Source organism: Brevundimonas vesicularis, assembly GCF_027886425.1.
Taxonomy (GTDB): Bacteria; Pseudomonadota; Alphaproteobacteria; order Caulobacterales; family Caulobacteraceae; genus Brevundimonas; species Brevundimonas vesicularis_C.
Genome location: NZ_CP115671.1, coordinates 3001605 through 3019184 on the forward strand (window position 1 = coordinate 3001605; position 17580 = coordinate 3019184).

20 protein-coding genes are annotated in these 17580 nt (G+C 66.5%); 7 read left to right on the forward strand and 13 right to left on the reverse strand.

What is annotated here, in order from left to right; genetic code table 11:
• Positions 1–2 precede the first annotated feature (2 nt).
• From PFY01_RS15335 to PFY01_RS15385, 11 genes are read right to left on the reverse strand one after another with little or no spacing between them, the layout of a single operon-like run.
• Complete coding sequence (locus tag PFY01_RS15335; protein WP_045811565.1) at positions 3–347, reverse strand: hypothetical protein; 345 nt, start codon at positions 345–347, stop codon at positions 3–5.
• Positions 348–349: 2 nt separating this feature from the next.
• Positions 350–892, reverse strand: a complete 543-nt coding sequence (locus PFY01_RS15340; protein ID WP_055753918.1) for a chemotaxis protein CheD — start codon at positions 890–892, stop codon at positions 350–352.
• Positions 889–1278 carry a response regulator gene (locus tag PFY01_RS15345; RefSeq protein ID WP_039246211.1) on the reverse strand — a complete coding sequence of 130 codons (390 nt, stop codon included), beginning with the start codon at positions 1276–1278 and terminating at the stop codon, positions 889–891. Before PFY01_RS15345 ends, PFY01_RS15340 begins: the two co-directional genes overlap by 4 nt.
• A gap of 15 nt (positions 1279–1293) precedes the next feature.
• Entirely contained in the window at positions 1294–2331 is a 1038-nt protein-coding gene (locus PFY01_RS15350) for a protein-glutamate methylesterase/protein-glutamine glutaminase (protein WP_271041914.1), read from the reverse strand.
• Positions 2328–3188, reverse strand: a complete 861-nt coding sequence (locus PFY01_RS15355; protein ID WP_271041915.1) for a CheR family methyltransferase — start codon at positions 3186–3188, stop codon at positions 2328–2330. The genes PFY01_RS15350 and PFY01_RS15355 overlap by 4 nt, the downstream gene beginning before the upstream one ends.
• Positions 3185–3640 (reverse strand): chemotaxis protein CheW, encoded by a 456-nt coding sequence (locus PFY01_RS15360; RefSeq protein ID WP_039246217.1) that lies wholly within the window; start codon positions 3638–3640, stop codon positions 3185–3187. Before PFY01_RS15360 ends, PFY01_RS15355 begins: the two co-directional genes overlap by 4 nt.
• Positions 3641–3643: 3 nt before the next feature.
• Positions 3644–5902, reverse strand: a complete 2259-nt coding sequence (locus tag PFY01_RS15365; RefSeq protein ID WP_271041916.1) for a chemotaxis protein CheA — start codon at positions 5900–5902, stop codon at positions 3644–3646.
• Positions 5903–5944: 42 nt separating this feature from the next.
• Entirely contained in the window at positions 5945–6310 is a 366-nt protein-coding gene (locus tag PFY01_RS15370) for a response regulator (RefSeq protein WP_039246220.1), read from the reverse strand.
• Positions 6307–6582, reverse strand: coding sequence for an STAS domain-containing protein (locus PFY01_RS15375; protein WP_039246221.1), 276 nt, complete (start codon positions 6580–6582; stop codon positions 6307–6309). The genes PFY01_RS15370 and PFY01_RS15375 overlap by 4 nt, the downstream gene beginning before the upstream one ends.
• Positions 6582–8513, reverse strand: coding sequence for a methyl-accepting chemotaxis protein (locus PFY01_RS15380; RefSeq protein WP_271043080.1), 1932 nt, complete (start codon positions 8511–8513; stop codon positions 6582–6584). Before PFY01_RS15380 ends, PFY01_RS15375 begins: the two co-directional genes overlap by 1 nt.
• Before the next feature lie 45 nt (positions 8514–8558).
• A complete protein-coding gene (locus tag PFY01_RS15385) occupies positions 8559–9236 on the reverse strand; it encodes a TorF family putative porin (RefSeq protein WP_271041917.1) in 678 nt (225 codons plus the stop codon).
• Between the two features lie 351 nt (positions 9237–9587).
• Between PFY01_RS15385 and PFY01_RS15390 the strand changes: the two genes are divergently transcribed.
• The 4 genes from PFY01_RS15390 to PFY01_RS15405 are packed head-to-tail and all read left to right on the forward strand — an operon-like array spanning position 9588 to position 14389.
• The gene (locus PFY01_RS15390) at positions 9588–10982 is read left to right on the forward strand and encodes a two-component system sensor histidine kinase NtrB (protein ID WP_271041918.1); all 1395 of its coding nucleotides are present in this window, start codon (positions 9588–9590) and stop codon (positions 10980–10982) included.
• Positions 10982–11593 (forward strand): response regulator transcription factor, encoded by a 612-nt coding sequence (locus PFY01_RS15395; protein WP_066628728.1) that lies wholly within the window; start codon positions 10982–10984, stop codon positions 11591–11593. The genes PFY01_RS15390 and PFY01_RS15395 overlap by 1 nt, the downstream gene beginning before the upstream one ends.
• 34 nt (positions 11594–11627) lie before the next feature.
• Positions 11628–14117, forward strand: a complete 2490-nt coding sequence (locus PFY01_RS15400) for a helicase-related protein (protein WP_271041919.1) — start codon at positions 11628–11630, stop codon at positions 14115–14117.
• On the forward strand, positions 14114–14389 hold the full coding sequence (locus PFY01_RS15405) for an RNA-binding S4 domain-containing protein (RefSeq protein WP_039246231.1): 276 nt from the start codon (positions 14114–14116) through the stop codon (positions 14387–14389). Before PFY01_RS15400 ends, PFY01_RS15405 begins: the two co-directional genes overlap by 4 nt.
• Positions 14390–14459: 70 nt before the next feature.
• Here PFY01_RS15405 and PFY01_RS15410 read toward each other — a convergent pair whose 3' ends face one another.
• The gene (locus PFY01_RS15410; RefSeq protein ID WP_271041920.1) at positions 14460–15086 is read right to left on the reverse strand and encodes a YceI family protein; all 627 of its coding nucleotides are present in this window, start codon (positions 15084–15086) and stop codon (positions 14460–14462) included.
• A gap of 171 nt (positions 15087–15257) precedes the next feature.
• Here PFY01_RS15410 and fdxA point away from each other — a divergent pair, with 171 nt between their 5' ends.
• Positions 15258–15599 carry a ferredoxin FdxA gene (gene fdxA / locus PFY01_RS15415; RefSeq protein ID WP_017505910.1) on the forward strand — a complete coding sequence of 114 codons (342 nt, stop codon included), beginning with the start codon at positions 15258–15260 and terminating at the stop codon, positions 15597–15599.
• A 300-nt stretch (positions 15600–15899) separates the two neighbouring features.
• Entirely contained in the window at positions 15900–16430 is a 531-nt protein-coding gene (locus PFY01_RS15420; protein ID WP_055753908.1) for a CarD family transcriptional regulator, read from the forward strand.
• Positions 16431–16503: 73 nt separating this feature from the next.
• On the opposite strand, the gene PFY01_RS15425 is transcribed toward PFY01_RS15420, so the two are convergent.
• Complete coding sequence (locus tag PFY01_RS15425) at positions 16504–16983, reverse strand: DUF3617 domain-containing protein (RefSeq protein WP_271041921.1); 480 nt, start codon at positions 16981–16983, stop codon at positions 16504–16506.
• A 236-nt stretch (positions 16984–17219) separates the two neighbouring features.
• Here PFY01_RS15425 and rpmB point away from each other — a divergent pair, with 236 nt between their 5' ends.
• Positions 17220–17516, forward strand: a complete 297-nt coding sequence (gene rpmB, locus PFY01_RS15430) for a 50S ribosomal protein L28 (RefSeq protein ID WP_026108540.1) — start codon at positions 17220–17222, stop codon at positions 17514–17516.
• Positions 17517–17580: the final 64 nt, after the last annotated feature.

Consider the following 17580-nt stretch of genomic DNA (forward strand, 5'->3'; position numbering starts at 1 on the left):
CGTCAGAACAGCATGAGGTCGCCGGCGTCGGCGTTCGATTGCGGGCGATGCTCGCCGGCGGCGGGACGAAGGCGGCCGGCCATGTCGGCCAGCGACAGGCGGCTGACGGCCTCGGACGGGCTGGCGCCGCCGCCCAGCATGCGCAGGACGCCGGACAGAGCCTCGAGACGCTGGGTCAGGGCGTCCAGGGCCTGGGCCTGGGTCAGGGCATTGGGCCGTTCCTCGGGCGGGGCGCGGCGGACCAGATCGCTGACCAGGGCCTCGATCCCGTCGATGCCTTCGCGCACCAGCATCAGCTCGTCGGCGACGGCGGCCAGCAGATCGGCGTGTTCGGGCGGGGCGCTCATCTTCAGAACAGTTCCAGGGCGCCGGTGTCGACCGGAGCCATGACGGGCACGGGCTTGGGCGCGACGACATCGGTGACGGCGCGCTGCAGGGCGCGGCCGGTGACGGGCCAGTAGTGCAGGCGCCGACCGCCGTCGCCGCGCAGGCTGCCGCCGACGACAGGGATGCCTTCATCGCGCAGGAATTTCTCGGCGAAGTCGGCGTTGCTGCGCCCGACGTCGCGCAGGCTGTCGAACATGCGGCCGCCGCCGAACAGCTTGGCCTCCAGCCGGTCGCGACGGGCGCCGGCCTTGAGCATGTCGTTGATCAGCAGCTCCATCGCATAGGCGCCGTAGCGACGCCCCGCGTCGGTGCCCGCGCCCGAGCCTTCGGGCAGCAGGAAGTGATTCATGCCGCCGACGCCTGCCAACGGATCACGCACGCACATGGCGACGCAGGACCCCAGGATGGTGCTGAGCACGACATTGGGATCGGACGTGATGAAGTGCTCGCCCTGACCGACGTGAACGCGTTTTTCGACCGTGTCCTTCAGGGCGGCGAAACTCATGTCAGGGGACCGAAAACGGCTTCCAGCTTGCCCTTCAGCTGGGCGACGGTGAAAGGCTTGACCAGGTAGTTGTTGACGCCGAACTGCACCGCACGTTGGACCAGCTCGCGGTCGGCGCGGCCCGTCAGCATGATGAAGGCGGTCTTGGAGGTGGGGGGATGGGCGCGAACGGCGCGCAGCAGGCCCAGACCGTCCAGGTTCGGCATATTGTAGTCGGAGATGATCAGGTGCGCGGGCTTGGACACGATCTCGCGCAAGGCGATTTCGCCGTCGGCGGCCTCGCGGATCTCGCGCACGCCGAGTTGTTGCAGGCTGGTGCGGACCAGCGAACGCATCGTCATCTGATCATCGACGACCAGGCAGTGAAGTGAGGCGGCGGCGGGCATAGGTTACGCTCCCGATTAGGCGACTGACCGCGCAGCCGGATCGGCGCACAGTTCGAGAATGGCGGGGGACAGGCGGTGCAACGGCAACTGCCGCTCCACGGCGCCGATTTCATGGGCGGCCTTGGGCATGCCGTAGACGACGCAAGTCGCCTCGTCCTGGCCCAGCGTGCGGCCGCCGGCCTGGCGCATCGTCAGCAGGCCCTTGGCGCCGTCACGGCCCATGCCGGTCAGGATAACGCCGGTCATCGGACGCTTCAGCCGGGCGACGGAGTCGAACATCACATCGACCGACGGGCGGTGGCCGTTGACGGGATCACTGGCGATCAGGCGGCAACGGGGCGTCAGGCCGCCGGACACCTCAAGATGGGTTGCGCCGCCGGGGGCCAGATAGATGTGGCCCGGCTTCAGCGGGGCGCCGTCCACCGCCTCAGTCACGGTCGGGGCGCAGACACGGTCCAGGCGGGCGGCGAAGCTGGCGGTGAAGGTCGCCGGCATATGCTGGGTGATGACGGTCGCCGGGCAATCCAGCGGGAAGCCGCTGAGCACGGTCAGCAGAGCCTCGACCCCCCCAGTGGACGAACCGATGGCGAGAATCTGTTGGGGGTCGGCGTGATAGGCGCGCGGCGCCTCGGCGGCGGCGGGCGTGTCGCCGCGGGCGCGGACGCGCGACCGGGCGGCGGTCTTCACCTTGCCGATCAGGTCGTGGAAGGCATCGACGCTGGCGACCGCCGGCTTGGCCACCGCGTCCACGGCGCCGATTTCCAGCGCGGCCAGGGTCACGTCCGTGCCCGCCGCCGTCAGGGTCGAGACCATGACCACCGGCATGGGCCGCAGCCGCATGATCTTTTCCAAGAACTCCAGCCCGTTCATATTGGGCATCTCGACATCCAGGGTGAGAACGTCGGGGTTCAGGGCCTTGATCGCGGCGCGCGCCTCGATGGGATCGGCGGCGGTGCCGACGACCTCGATCTCAGGGTCCGACTTCAGGGCGGCCGAGATCAGCCCGCGCATGGTCAGGCTGTCGTCAACGACGAGGACGCGGACGGGGCTCATGCGCCCCCCAGGCGATAGGTGGTCAGGCCGGCGGTCTGGAGCTGGCTGGTCGCTGGGCCGGAGACTCGTTCTGAGTGACCTATGTAGAGGGTCGCGCCGGGGTTCATCAGCGGGGTGAACCGCTTCCACACCCGCTCCTGGGTCGCGTCGTCGAAGTAGATGACGACGTTACGGCAGAAGATGACGTCGAACTTGCCCTTCATCGGCCAGTCGCCGATCAGGTTCAGCTCCTTGAAGCTGACCAGACGCTTCAGCTGCTGACCCGCAACCCACTGGCCGCGATCGGCGCGGTCGAAATATTTGCGCCACAGGGTGACGGGCGCGGGCTCCAGCGCCTCTTCGGAATAGACGCCGTCATGGCCCTGGACGACCATGTTGGGATCGATGTCGGTGGCCAGGATACGCAAATCCAGCTCGGCCGCCTCGGGCAGAGCCTGGAGCACGGTCAGGGCCATCGAATAGGGCTCCTGCCCGTTCGAGCAGGCCGCCGACCACAGACGGACCCGGCCGCCGGCGCGGGCGCGCGCCGCCAGTTCGGGCATGACCCGGTCGCGCAGGTCGTCGAAATGGTGCGGCTCGCGATAGAAGCGGGTGACGTTGGTGGTCAGGGCCGCCGTCATCTTCTGACGCTCGTCCACGCCGTCCACGCCCTCGACCAGGGCGCAGTAGTCGCGGAAGCTGGTCAGACCCAGGGTGCGCAAACGCTTGGCCAGGCGCGAATACACCAGCGCGGCCTTGCCCTCGTTCAGGGCGATGCCCGCGTGGGCGTGCAGCATCTGGGCTATATGGCGGAAATCCTCGGCGGTGAAGACGAACTCGCCCTCGACGATCGATCCCCGGCCGGCGGCGGCGGTCATGCGGCTTCGGCCTCGACTTGCGGCAGGATGTAATCCAGTTCGATCAGGCTGATCATGCGGCCGTCGATCGAGAAGATGCCCTTGACGAAGGTCTTGACCTGATCGCTGGCGACGTCGGGCGTCGGCTGGACCGAGGCCTCGCTCATCTGCAGGATGTCGGACACGGCGTCGACCAGCAGGCCGACCATCCGGCCGCCGATATGGGCGACCATGATGACGTGGCGCGCCGTCGGTTCCGAGGTCGTCAGGCCGAAGCGCGCGCCCAGATCGATGATCGGCAGGACCGTGCCGCGCAGGTTGATGACGCCCTTCATGTATCCCGGCGAACGGGGCAGAGGCGTCGCCGGCGTCCAGCCGCGGATTTCGCGCACCGACATGATGTCGACGCAGAATTCCTGACTGCCGATGCGGAAGGCGATCAGTTCACGCTGGAGATCTTTGGCTTCGGTCATGGTTCAGCTCGCGAGCTTGAAGTCGGGACGGACGGATTTGCGGCGCATGTCGGTGACCAGCACATCGACATCCAGGATCAGGGCGACGCGCCCGTCGCCCAGGATGGTGGCGGCGGCGACGCCCTCGACCTGCTGGTAGTTGGTCTCGAGGCTCTTGATGACCACCTGGCGCTGGCCCTGGATGGCGTCGAACAGCAGGGCCGCCTGCTGGCCGCCTTCGGTTTCGACGACCACGGCGACGCCTTCGGTCGGGTTCATCGGCTGTTCGCGGAAGCCCATGATCAGGGCCACGTCGATCAGCGGCAGGAAGCGATCGCGGAAGCGGATGACAGGATCAACGCCGCCGACGAAATGCAGATCGACGGCCTGCGGAGTCAGGCTCTCGACGATGGCCGGCAGCGGCGCGATCAGCGTCTGTTCGGCGGCGGCGACGACCATGCCGTCCAGCACCGCCAGCGTCAGCGGCAGGCTGAGGGTGAAGGTCGAGCCCTTGCCCGGAACCGAGCTGATGGAGATGCGTCCGCCCAAGGCCTGGATCGAGCGTTTAACCACGTCCATGCCCACGCCCCGGCCCGAAATGTCGGACACGACGGCGGCGGTGGAGAAGCCCGGCGCGAAGATCAGATTGTCGATCTGTTCGTCGGTCAGGGGCGCGTCGGCGGCGATCAGACCCTTGTCGACGGCGATCTTCTTGACCCGTTCGCGGTTGATGCCGCGGCCGTCGTCGGAGATTTCGATGACGATCCGACCCGAGCGGTGCAGGGCCGCGAGACGCACGGTGCCCTCGGCCGACTTGCCGGCGGCGACGCGCTCATCCGGGGTTTCCAGCCCGTGGTCGATGGCGTTGCGCAGCATGTGGGTGATGGGTTCAGCCAGGCGTTCGACCACGGTCTTGTCGACCTCGGTGTCCTCGCCGGCCGTGACCAGGCGAACCTGTTTGGAGACCATGTCGGCGACTTCGCGGACCAGACGGGGCATACGCTGGAACACCGACTTCACCGGCTGGGCGCGGATGGCCATGACGCTGTCCTGGATCTCGCGGGTCAGCAGCTCCAGATCTTCGAGGCCCAGCGCGATGCCGGACGACCGGGCAAGGCCGCTTTCCAGGACGCGCTGCGACAGCATGGCCTGCTGGATGACGAGTTCGCCGACGACGTTGATCAGGCGATCCACGCGGTCCAGATCGACACGGATCGTCACCGGCGCGGGCGCGACAGGGGCGGAAGCCGGCGCGGGCATCGCCGCCACGGGTGCGGCGACAGGGGCAGCCGCCGGCTCTACGGCAGGTGCAGCCGCGATCGGGGCCGGCGCGGGCTCCAACTCCAGGGGAGCGAAGGGCACGACCTCGGCCGCCGGCTCGGCGGCGGCGCCGGAAGCCTTGGCCAGAAGAGCGGCGATATCCAGGTCGTCGCTGGCGGGCAGGACGGCGGCCGGTTCGTCTTCGAACGCAGCGAGTTCATCACCACCGGCGCCCAAGGGCGTGATGGTCAGATCGCAGTCGCTTTCGACGAAGTCGAAGACCTCGCGCACGGCCTCCTCATCGACGGCGGCGGCCAGATCGACCGTCCAGGTCAGGCAGCCGCCCTCGATCGACAGCGCGTCCAGCGTCGGCGTTTCGCTGTCGTCCACGACGACCGTGACCGGGCCGAGGCGGCCCAGTTCGCGCAGCAGCAGGCTGGTCTCGTTGGCGTTGACGTACATCCGGCCCATCGGCTTGAACACGATGCGCCAGCCAACCGACGGCGCGTCGGCGCCCAGATCGGCGCCCAGATCGGCGATGGGCAGGGGTGCAGGCTCGTCCAGCGCCATGTCGAAGGCCATGGGAGTGAAGCCGAAGTCGTCTTCGTCTTCCTCGACCTCGACCGGCGCCTCGCCGCCGTGGGTCAGGACCTGCATTTCGGCGACCAGGGCGGCGGACCGCGCCTCGTCCACCGGCGGGATCAGACCCTGGGCGGCCTGGATATGATCGGCCAGCACGTCGGAGGCGCGCAGCAGGGTCTTGATGGTGATGGCGTCGCACGGCTTACGGCCCGCGCGCAGTTCGTCCATCAGGGTCTCGAAGACGTGGGCGAACCGAACCAGGGCCTCCAGGCCAAAGGCCCCTGCCCCGCCCTTGACCGAATGGACGGCGCGGAAGACGGCGTTGATCGTCTCCAGGTCGGTCTGACCCTGTTCAAGCAACATCAGCTTGGCTTCCAGGTCCGCGAGCAGTTCGTCGCACTCCTGAAAGAAGGTGGCTTTGATGGCTTCGAAGGCGTCCATTAGGTCGGGGTCCGGCGGGCTTCAGCGATCAGAGTTGGGCGATCAGGCGGCGACGCGGCGGACAGCGTCCACCAGCTTTGCGGGGTCGAACGGCTTGACGATCCAGCCGGTGGCGCCGGCGGCGCGGGCGCGCGCCTTCTTCTCGACGTCGCTTTCGGTCGTCAGCACCAGCACCGGGGTCGTGCGGTGGTTCGGATCGGCGCGGACGCCCTCGATGACGCCGAAACCGTCCATGCGCGGCATGTTGATATCGGTGATGATGACATCGGCGCCCTTGGACGCCAGGGTCTCCAGACCGTCGACGCCGTCCACTGCCTGGATCACGGTATAGCCTGCGTCTTCCAACGCCATCAGCAGCATGTCGCGCATGGTGCGTGAATCGTCGATCGTCAGAACGGTCTTGGTCATGCCAACGCCCCCTCGGTGTTGAAGTCCGGCGCGCCATAGGCCGCCCATTGTTCCGTCCAATATTGGGACACAGACCCTAAACTTAGGTTGACGCCGTCGGCCGCCCACGTCTTTCGCGCCGACAGCAGGATCTGAAGGCACAGGCCGCCCAGGCGCTGAACCGCAGAGGCGTCCAGGACCACCGGATGACCGCGCAGGGCCAGCAGTTCGGCCTTCAGAGGCTCGGCCGCATTCAGGTCCAACACGTCGGAGAGGATCAGGGTTTCGGTCATCAGAACTCCTCCCAACCGTCTTCGGCGGCGGTGACTTGAGGCCTGGGCGCGGCGCCGCCACGGCCGATGGTCTTCAGGGCGGCGACCATGTGACTGGAGCGAGCCGCGGGCTTGGCGACGGGCGCAGGCGTGCGAACCGGCGCGGGCGCAGCGGCGCGCGACGGCGAAGACCCGACGCGGAACTGAGCGACCGAGGCTTGCAGGCTCTCCGCCTCCTGGGCCAGCGAATGGCTGGCGGCGGTCGACTGCTCGACCATGGCCGCGTTCTGCTGAGTGACCTGGTCCATCTGGTTCACGGCGGTGTTGACCTGGGCCAGACCGACGGCCTGTTCCTGGGCCGAGGCCGCGATTTCGGTGACCAGGCTGTCGATCTCGGCGACGCGGTCCACGATCCGTTGCAGGGCCTCGCCGGTCTCGCCGACCAGTTTGACGCCCGAGCCGACCTGACCCGTCGAGGCCGAGATCAGGGTCTTGATCTCCTTGGCGGCTTCGGCCGAACGCTGGGCCAGGGCGCGAACTTCGGACGCGACCACCGCAAAGCCGCGACCGGCCTCGCCCGCACGAGCGGCCTCGACGCCGGCGTTCAGGGCCAGAAGGTTGGTCTGGAAGGCGATCTCATCGATGACGCCGATGATCTGATTGATCTGGGTGGACGAGCCTTCGATAGCGGTCATGGCCTGGACGGCGTCGCGCACGATCACGCCGCTCTTCTCGGCGTCGCCGCGCGCGGCCTGAACCACGTCCGACGCTTGGCGGGCGCCCGAGGCGGTCTTGTTCACCGTGGCGGTAATTTCATCCAGGGCGGCGGCGGTTTCCTCCAGCGAGGCGGCCTGCTGTTCGGTGCGGCGCGACAGGTCGTCGGCGGCCTGCGAGATTTCGCCGGCGCCCGAGCGGATGCCCGAGACATTGTTGACCACGACCGAGACGGCCTGCTGCAGCTGCGAGATCGCGGCGTTGAAGTCCGTCTTCAGCTGCGCGGTCTTGGCGCTGAACTCGATGTCGATCCGGTAGGTCAAATCTCCGTTCGCCATGGCCGAAAGACCTTCGCCAAGAGCGCCGATGGCCTGAGCGTCCTCGGCGGCTTCGCGCGCCTTGTCGGCCTCGCGTTCGGCGCGTTCCTGCTCGGACATCGAGCGCTGCGCCAAGGCGTCCTGTTCGACGCGGACCTTTTCGATCGCGGCGTCGCGGAAGGCCACGATGGCCTGACCCATCTTGCCGAACTCATCCTTGCGCTCGGCGCTAGCGACCTTGATGTCGGTGTCGCCGGCCATCAGCTTTTGCATATAGCCGATCATCGTGAAGATCGGGCGCACGATGGAGCGCGTCGCGACGAAGCCTGCGATGAGGGCGATCACTAGGGCCGAGATCAGGCCCACGATCGTGGCGATCAGCGCGGTGCGGCTGGCGGCGGCCTGAGCCTCGGTCGAGGCCTTGCGCGCCACATCATTGGCGCTCTTGATCTGGTCGATCGTGTCTTCGGCCGGCGCGACGTAGTTGTCGGCCGTTCCGTTGCGGCCGACCATCTGAACGGCCTGGGCCGCGCGACCGTCGCGGACCATCGCAGAACCGGCTTCCACGACATTCTTGTACCAAGTCGCATTGCTTTCCACCGCCTTGTCAACCAAGGCGGCGCGGTCGGCGGGCAGTTCGCCGCGCAGCTCGTCCATGGCCGCCAGGAACTTGGCGCGGTGCGCATCGACGCGTTCGATATAGTAGGGATCCTGAGACAGAAGGTAGCCGCGGAAGGCGTTCTCCTGGCGCGCCATGTAGAACTCAGCCGTCGCCGTGGTGCGATTGACCTGGTTTTCCACCGTGCGCACTTCGCCGGCCTTCTCCAGCTGGAGCAGGCTCGTGACGACGACGACGCCCATGACGGCGATCGCCGCCAAAACGAGACCAAAGGCCGCGAACAGCTTGCGGCCGACGGGCATATTTTCAATCAACTTCAACTCAGCATCCCCCGGTGGATCGGTAACTCAGAACGAATAGGTGGCGGCGGCGACGAGGCGACCCTCATAGGGTTCGCCTGCGCTGTGGCGGTCGGTGTCGTACCAGCGCAGATCGACGGCCAAGGCGTCGGTCAGCTTCTGTTTGGCGCCGACATTCCAGGCGTTGTAATCGACGCCGCCGTCCGCCATGCGGTTGGCGACGGCAGCCGAAATCTTTGTCTTGGCGGCGACGGCGACCGTGCCTTGCAGCTCCAGCCACCAGGCCTCTTTCGTCGCCGCAAAGCCGTCGGGCGAATAGTTGACGCGCAGGCGCGTCGCCACGGGGCCCAGCTTGCGTGAAGCGTCTGCCTGATATTCCCAGTAGTTTTTGTCGACGCCGGCGCGCGACCCTGGCAGGTCGCGGTTCATGATCCCCAGATCGAAGGTGAAGCCGCCCGCCTTGGGGCGCCAACCGACCATGCTGACGATTTCCAGGTCGTAGCCTTGAGATCCGGCGGCGTCAGAGACGAAGACGCTGGCGTAGCCTTCGCCGAAGCCGGCTTCGGCCTTGGCGAAAGGCGCAACGTCCTGATTGCTCTTGCCCAACCCTTTGCCGACATACTGGCTGGCGACACCGACATCGAGGCCGAACGATTGGGCCTGGGAGGTGATCGGCGCTGCGAGGCCTACTGCCGCGACAACAAAGAAGGCTGACGAACGAAACATGGTGATCCCTGAAGCTTCTGCATTCTGAAGCCCAAGGATGAGGCGATGATTAATATTAAATCTGAACCGGACCGTATGTAGGATTGCGTAACCCATGAGGTGTGTCGCCCAGCGTCCGAGCTGCGTCATCGGCAGGGGTGCTGGTCACTCCAAACCGATTTTGAGCGAATACGTATGTTCACGTAGTCGAAACGAGCCTATATGAAAGTTGTCAGAAAAGCGGCGAGGCCCGGCAGCCCAAGTTCTGTCGAGTTTTCGCATCCCAACCCATACTCCGGTGAAATATATCCAGCAGCCTAGGAACAGCACGAGGACATGATTTTCAGGTCCAGGACATGGTGGAGCGGGGTCTTGATCGCGTGTCTGGCTGTTCTTGTGGCGACGCTGGTTCGCAGCGCGCTCGAACCGTTTGGAAATTTCTATTATCTGCCGCTGGTCCCGGCGGTGATTGTTACGGCTCTGCTGGCGCAAAGGGGCGCGGTCGTGCTGGCGATCCTGTTGGCCATCGGGGCCAACCTGTGGCTGGTGCATCGCGAAAGCGTGCTGGATGCGGCGACCAACGCCGCGCTTTTCGCCGTCATCGCCTGGGTCATCGCCGAGGTCTGTCGTCGGCTGATCGACTCGTTGGAACAGGCCCGTGCCCTGACGCGCGATCTGGCGCTGCGCGAGATGCTGCTCGACACTATCGTGGCCACGACGCCGATCGTGACCCTGGACCGTGAAGGACGCACGCGCCGCGTGACCCCGGCCGCCGCCGATCTTCTGCGTGTGGATCGAGAGGCGGCGATGGCGCAGCCTTTCGGATCGCTGCTGCCCGGCTTCGACGACGCCGCCTTGGCGAAGGCTCGCCAGGGCGGCGAGGTTCTGGGCCCGTCCTCCGCCCCCTGGACGAGCGGGAGTATAGATGCGCCCGGGCCGCCGCTGACGCTTCACGCCAACGTCCTGCCCGACGACATCGCCCCCGAACACATCGTCCTGACGCTGGGCGATCAAAGTCAGGCCGAGACGATCCGTAAGGGCGAGCGCGACCTGAACGACAAGCTCAGCAGCGTCTGGCGTTTGAACTCGATGGGCGAAATGGCCGCGACCCTGGCCCACGAACTGAACCAGCCGCTGACCGCCGCCACCGTTTATCTGCATGCCGGCCAGGCCGAACTGACCCGGCTGGGAACGGTCGCGGAAGGGCCGGCCAGGACCATCGACTTGGCCAAGACCCAGTTGCTGCGCGCCGGCGACATCATTCGGCGCATGCGCGAACAGGTCGCCACAGGTTCGCGGTCCTTCACCGAAGAGCGCGCCTCGCTGATCGTCCTGGACCTGGCGCCGGTCTTCGCCCTGACGGGACAGGACACCGACACGACGATCGCTCTGGATGTGGAAGAAGACGACGATCAGGTTCTGGCCGACCGCATTCAAATTCAGCAGGCGCTGGCCAATCTGGTGCGCAACGCCGTGGACGCCGTCATCGGACGCGAGGGCGCGCGCGTGACGGTGACCGGCCGGACGCTGGGCGCGAACGGCTATGAGATCGCGGTGTGCGACAATGGCGACGGCATCCCCGAAGACAGAATCGACAGGATCTTTCATCCGATGGCGACGACTAAGGCCGGCGGCATGGGTCTGGGGCTGTCGGTCACGCGTTCAATCGTCGAAAGCCACGGCGCGACCCTGGTCGTCAGCCGGAATTCTCAGGGTGGAGCGACCTTTTCGTTTCGTTTGCCGCGTCCCACGGAGTCCGAAATCTGATGAGCCCGCACTCCGTTTTCATCATCGACGACGACCCTGCCATGCGCGACGCCTTGGTGCTGATGCTGCGCGGGGCCGGGTATCGGGCGCGCAGTTTCGTCAGCGCCGACGACTTCCTGACCAATCTGCCCGAAGACCGCAGCGCCTGCGTCATCACCGATGTGCGGATGCCGGGGCTTCAGGGTTCTGAGCTGGTCGGGCGTCTCAAAAGCCTGCGCGGCGACACCTGGCCGGTGATCGTCATCACGGGTCATGGGGAGGTGACGCTGGCGGTTCAGTTGATGAAGGCAGGCGTCGTGGATTTCGTCGAAAAGCCTTTCGATCCGCAGCGAATGCTGGACGCGGTTTCCAGCTGTCTGGCCTCCCTGACCAGTCTGGAGGCCGAGCGGATCGCGCGCGAGGACGCCAAGGCCCGACTGGACACCCTGACCCCGCGCGAGCGTCAGGTATTCGACGCCCTGATCGACGGCTGCTCCAACAAGGAGATCGCGCAAAGGCTGGAGATCAGCCCGCGTACGGTGGAAATCTTTCGCGCCAAGGTGATGACGAAAATGCAGGCCGCGAACCTGTCCACCCTGGTCCGGATCGGAATGCGCGCCGGCGACGCTTGAGCCCGAAGAGATTCGTCGCCACCTTAGTCGCGACATGAGCGACCGGTCCGCAGGCCTCGCCCCATCCCGCGTAACTGCGGTCCTGGGGCCCACCAACACTGGCAAGACCCATCTGGCGGTCGAGCGGATGCTGGGTCACGCCTCGGGCATGATCGGCCTGCCGCTGCGGCTGCTGGCGCGCGAGATTTACGAGCGGATCGTCAAACAGCGCGGCGCGGCGGCTGTCGCCCTGATCACGGGCGAGGAAAAGATCGTCCCGCCGCGCCCGCACTATTTCGTCTGCACCGTCGAGGCCATGCCGCTGGAGCGATCGGTCGAGTTCCTGGCCATCGACGAAATCCAGTTGGTCGCCGATCCCGAGCGCGGGCACGTCTTCACCCAGCGGCTGCTGCACGCGCGCGGCCGGTTCGAGACCATGTTCCTGGGTGCCGGCGCCATGGAGCCGCTGATCCGCCGCCTGGTCCCGAACGTTGAGATCGTGACGCGCGACCGACTGTCCACCCTGTCCTACGCGGGCTCCAAGAAGCTGACCCGCCTGCCGCGCCGCAGCGCCATCGTCGCCTTCTCGACCGATCGGGTCTACGCCATCGCCGAACTGATCCGGCGTCAGAGGGGCGGAGCGGCGGTGGTGATGGGCAGTCTGTCTCCCCGCACCCGCAACGCGCAGGTGGCCCTGTATCAGTCGGGCGAGGTCGATTTCCTGGTCGCCACCGACGCCATCGGCATGGGGCTGAACATGGATGTGGACCATGTCGCCTTCGCGGGGCTGAGAAAGTTCGACGGGCGGCGCACCCGCTGGCTTTACGCCCATGAGATCGGCCAGATCGCCGGGCGGGCGGGCCGGCATCTGCGCGACGGCACCTTCGGCGTCACGGCCGAGGCCGAGGATCTGGACCCCGATCTGGTCGAACAGGTGGTCGAGCATCGGTTCGATCCGATCGAGGCGGCGGAGTGGCGGAACGCCCGGCTGGATTTCGACACCCTGCCCGATCTGCTGCGCTCGCTGACGGTGACGCCCCCGCGATCGGGCCTGAGCCTGACGGCGGAGGCGCTGGATGAGACCCTGCTGCGTCGCCTGATCAAGGACGAGGAAATCGCGCGCGTGGGGCGCTCGCGCGGGGCGGTCATGCGTCTGTGGGAGGCGTGCCAGTTGCCAGACTTCCAGAAGACGACGCTGGATGAACACGCCCGGCTGGCCAAGGATGTCTTCCATGCCCTGACCGGCAAGCGGGGCCGGCTGACCGACGAGTGGATGGCGCCGCGCTTCGCCTTCGTGGATCGTGACGACGGTCAGATCGACCAGCTGTCGGCGCGGCTGTCGGCGGTGCGCACCCTGTCCTACATCGCCAACCGGCCGGACTGGGTCCACGATGCGCAAGGCTGGCGCGACAAGACCCGCGCGCTGGAAGATCGGCTGTCCGACGTGCTGCACGAGCGGCTGACCGCCCGGTTCGTGGATCGCCGCACCACCGCCCTGATGCGAGCGTTGAACGTGCGCGAAGACACGTTTGCAGGCGTCGCCGAAGACGGCGAGGTCACGGTCGAGGGACAGGTCGTCGGCCAACTGGAAGGCGTGCGTTTCCAGATGGAGAAGGGCTCTTCGGCCCTGGAAGCCCGCACCCTGCGCCAGGCCGCCGTGCGTGCGGTGACGCCCGAGATCAATCGACGGCTGGGGCGTCTGGCGGCCGAGACCGACGACGGGTTTTCGGTCACGCCGGACGGAGCCGTTCTGTGGCGCGGCGTGCTGACGGCGCAGATCAATGCGACGCCGCAGGGGGTCGATCCCTTTACGCCCTCCGTGCGCCTGTTTGGCGATCTGGGACCGACGCCCGCGCGCGAGCGCGCCCAGCGCCGGATCGAAGCGTGGCTGGCGGCGGAAGCAGGCCGTGCGCTGCGCGATCTGCGACGGCTGCGTCAGGCGGTGGAGGCGGGAGCATTGAAGGGCCTGCCGCGCGGCATCGCCTTTCGCCTGATCGAGGCCGGCGGCGTGATCGACCGGCGCGAGGTCGAACGCGATCTGGCCGCGCTCAGTCAGGTCGAGCGCCGCACGCTGCGCAGTTTCGCCATCCGCATCGGGGTGCATTCGGTGTGGCTGCCCGGCCTTCAGAAGCCGCGCGCCCGCCATTTCGCCCAGACCTTCGTCGCCGCGCCGCTGATCCCGGCGACGCCCGATCTGATCCCCGCGCCGGTGGAGCCGCCCTCGGCGCGGCTGTTGTCCGCGCATGGATTGCGATTGGCGGGACGCTGGCTGGCGCCGGTCGAGACGCTGGAGAAGATGGCCGAGCTGCGGGCCGACAATCACGGCCGGCTGTCCGACGAGGCCCTGACCGATCTGGGCTGGCGCGCCGATCAGGCCAAACAGATCATCGCCGCCCTGAAGGTCGAACGCGCCCGCCTGCCCGACAAGCCGGGCGCAGCGCCGAAGATCGTCAAGGACTCGCCCTTCGCCGCCCTCGCCGCCCTGACGGAGGCTCCCCCGGCGCGGCCCAAGCGGCGTCGTCCGCGTCGAACGGTGAAGGCTTGAACGAGAACGCCTGTCGCATCGACATCTGGCTCTGGCGCGCGCGGTTCGTGAAGACGCGCGGCCTGGCGGCCGGTCTGGTGGAGCGGGGGGCGGTGCGGCTGACGCATCAGGGGCGCGAGACGCGGCTCGACAAGCCCAGCCGGTGCGTTCACGTCGGCGACTTGCTGACCTTCGCCCAGAACGGACGCGTCACCAGCCTGAAGGTCGAAGGGCTGGGCGAAAGGCGCGGACCCGCAGAGGAGGCCCGCGCCCTGTATTCGCTTACGGTATAAATTGCCTCAAGTAGCGCGAAGCGCGGTAGGCCCAAAAGAACGGCCTCAAGTCGCGCGCAGCGCGATAGCCCTACTTCTGAATGACGAACTCGCCTTCGATGTGCAGCTTCACCTCGTCGGAAACGGCCGGCAGGGCGTAGTTGATGCCGAAGTCCGAGCGTTTGATGGTCGCTTCGCCGTCGAAGCCGGCCTTGTAGGCGCCCATGACGGTTCCGGCGCCGTTGAACTCGACCTCGATGGTGACGGGCTTGGTCACGCCCTTCAGGGTCAGATCGCCGACCACGGTCGCCTCGTTGGCGTCATCGGCGTCGACCGTGACCGAGCGCGAGACGAAGGTTGCGGTCGGGTATTGGGCGGTGTCGAAGAAGTCGGCCGTCTGCAGGTGGGCCTTCAGCCGATCGTCATTGGGTGCCACGTCGGTCAGCGGGATCGTCGCGGTCAGGGTCGAGGCCGACGGGTTGGCCGGGTCCAGCTTCAGCACCGCCTTCACGTTCACGAACTGGCCCGTATAGGTCGACAGGCCGAAGTGATTGACCGACCAGGTGATCTTGCCGTGGCTGGATTCCAGATCGTAGGTCCCGGCGGTGACTTCGGCAGGGTTCTTGGTCAGGGCGGCCTGAGCCACGACCGCGCCGCCTGCGACCAGGCTTAGGGCGGCCGCGCCGACGACGGCGTATTTCATGAAGGGGGTGCGCATGGTGAGTTCCTGTCGATGGGGCGGATATGCAATCAATACAGTTGCGATTAGGCGCTGTTCTGTCAAGGCGCTGCGAATGGCTCTCGCCTTAAGCCGCGCTGTTGACAGTTGGTTGCGTGGCCGCCATGTCGCAGGCCTCCCGCCCACAGACCGACACCCGTTTTTCGCCCAATGACCTACATCGTCACCGACGCCTGCGTGAAATGTAAGTTCATGGACTGCGTCGAGGTGTGTCCGGTGGACTGCTTCTACGAGGGTGAGAACTTCCTGGTGATCGCGCCGGACGAATGCATCGACTGCGGCGTGTGCGAACCGGAATGCCCGGTCGACGCCATCGTGCCGGACACCGAGGACGAGCCGGACGGCAAATGGCTTCAGGTCAATGCCGAATACGCCAAGGTCTGGCCCAACATCACCGTCAAGGGCACGCCCCCCGCCGACCGCGAGCAGTACGAGCGCGAAACCGGCAAATACGAGAAATACTTCAGCCCCAAGCCGGGCAAGGGTTCCTGATTCAAGGACTGGCGGCGCTCAAGCCTTGCCGTATTTGCACGTCCGCCCTGTGGACGTTTTGAAATTCCGCAGATTTGTGATAGGTTCTGTTTCATTGGATCGGGCGGTCCGCGAAATCTTCGCGCCGCCCGTGTTTGCGACAGAATCCCGCCCTAGACGGGATCGGCCAGAGGTTTGGTGATCCGTTTCCGCTTTTGACGCCCAACATCATCCCCTCCGACGGAGCGATCCGGCGGATGAGATCCTGTTTGCGTTTCCTGCGCCTTCGTTTCGCCCGGCCCTGACCGGGAAAGGACGATTATGACGAGCAAGACTGGTCTGGAGTTCAAGGTTGGCGACGCGGTCGTCTATCCGGCGCACGGCGTCGGCAAGGTGGCGGCGATCGAGACCCAGGAAGTCGCGGGCATGTCGCTGGAGGTCTATGTCGTGACCTTCGACCACGAGAAGATGACCCTGCGCGTCCCGACCAAGAAGGCCGTCACCGCCGGTCTGCGTTCGCTGGCCGCCGACGACGTCGTGACCAAGGCCCTGACTACCCTAAAGGGCCGCGCGCGCATCAAGCGCACCATGTGGTCGCGTCGCGCCCAGGAATACGAGGCCAAGATCAACTCGGGCGACCTGATCTCCATCGCCGAAGTGGTTCGCGATCTGCACCGCGCCGACACCCAGCCGGAACAGTCCTATTCGGAGCGCCAGCTCTATGAATCGGCCCTGGACCGCATGGCGCGCGAAGTCGCCGCCGCCAACAAGATCGACAAGGACGCCGCCGTCGAGCTGCTCGCCAAGTCTCTTAGCGCCAAAAAGCCGATCCCGACCGCCGAAGCCGCCTAAGCTTCGAGTTTCGGACAAAAGAAAAGGCCCCGGAGCAATCCGGGGCCTTTTTTTATGAATCGCCGAGCCGGGGTCAGAAGTACTCGGCGTTGGCCGGGCACTGGGCGCTGATGCGGCGCGCGGTGATGCTGGCGGGGATATAGGGGGTGCCGCGCACGATCTGGGCGCCGCCACGGAAGCTGAAGCTGGTTTCGGTGTACGTCCCGTTCAGGCGGACAGCGATGCGACGGCCCTTGCGGTCCTGGCAGGTCCCCTCAAAGCGGGCGTTGCCGTTGCCGACCACGCGGGTCGGATAGGTGCAACGCCATTTGTTGGTCGATAGGCCGCCAAAGAATCGGTTTATCTCGCTGGGCCGCACGCACTTCTGCTCGGTGTCGCGCTGGCCCACCGCGCTGGTGGTGTATTCCCAATAGCCGGGCAGGACTTCGGACTGAGCCGCAGTCTGGGCCGGGGCGATGGCGGGCGAGGCCAGCATGAAGCCGCCGGCCATCACCGGGGCCACGACGGCGAGCGCGCGCTTGGGCAGGCGATCGATCAAGGACGGACGGGACATGGAAGCCTTCTGTTCTGCTTGGGTCTCTTTTGAGGTCGTCATCATATGGGCCATACAGGGCGGCATTTGAATGACGGCTGAACGAGGCGTGGGGACGATGCGTCCAGACTCGGCTTGACGCCGAACCGCCTCTTCCCTTATACGGCCCCCTCTCGCGCGGGCTGGTTCCCGCGCGCAACTGTTTCATGCGTCCTCTCCCACGCTCGGGCTGGACGCCGCACCTTAAGGATCTGACGATGTCGCGTCGTTGCGAACTCACCGGTATCGGCCCCATGGTCGGCCACAACGTGAGCCACTCGAACATCAAGACCAAGCGCCGCTTCCTGCCGTCGCTGAAGACGGTCAAGGTCACGTCGGAAGCCCTGGGCCAGACGTTCAGCCTGCGCATCTCGAACGCCGCGCTGCGCACCCTGGACTACAAGGGCGGCCTGGACGTCTTCATCGTCAAGGCCCGCGACGAGCAGCTGTCGATCGCCGCTCAGCGCATCAAGCGCCAGATTCGCGCCAAGCTGGCCGAACAAGCCGCCGCCTGATCGGCGACCGCGACATAGAGCTCTGGAAGAGGCCGGTGGAAACACCGGCCTTTTTCTTTGCGCC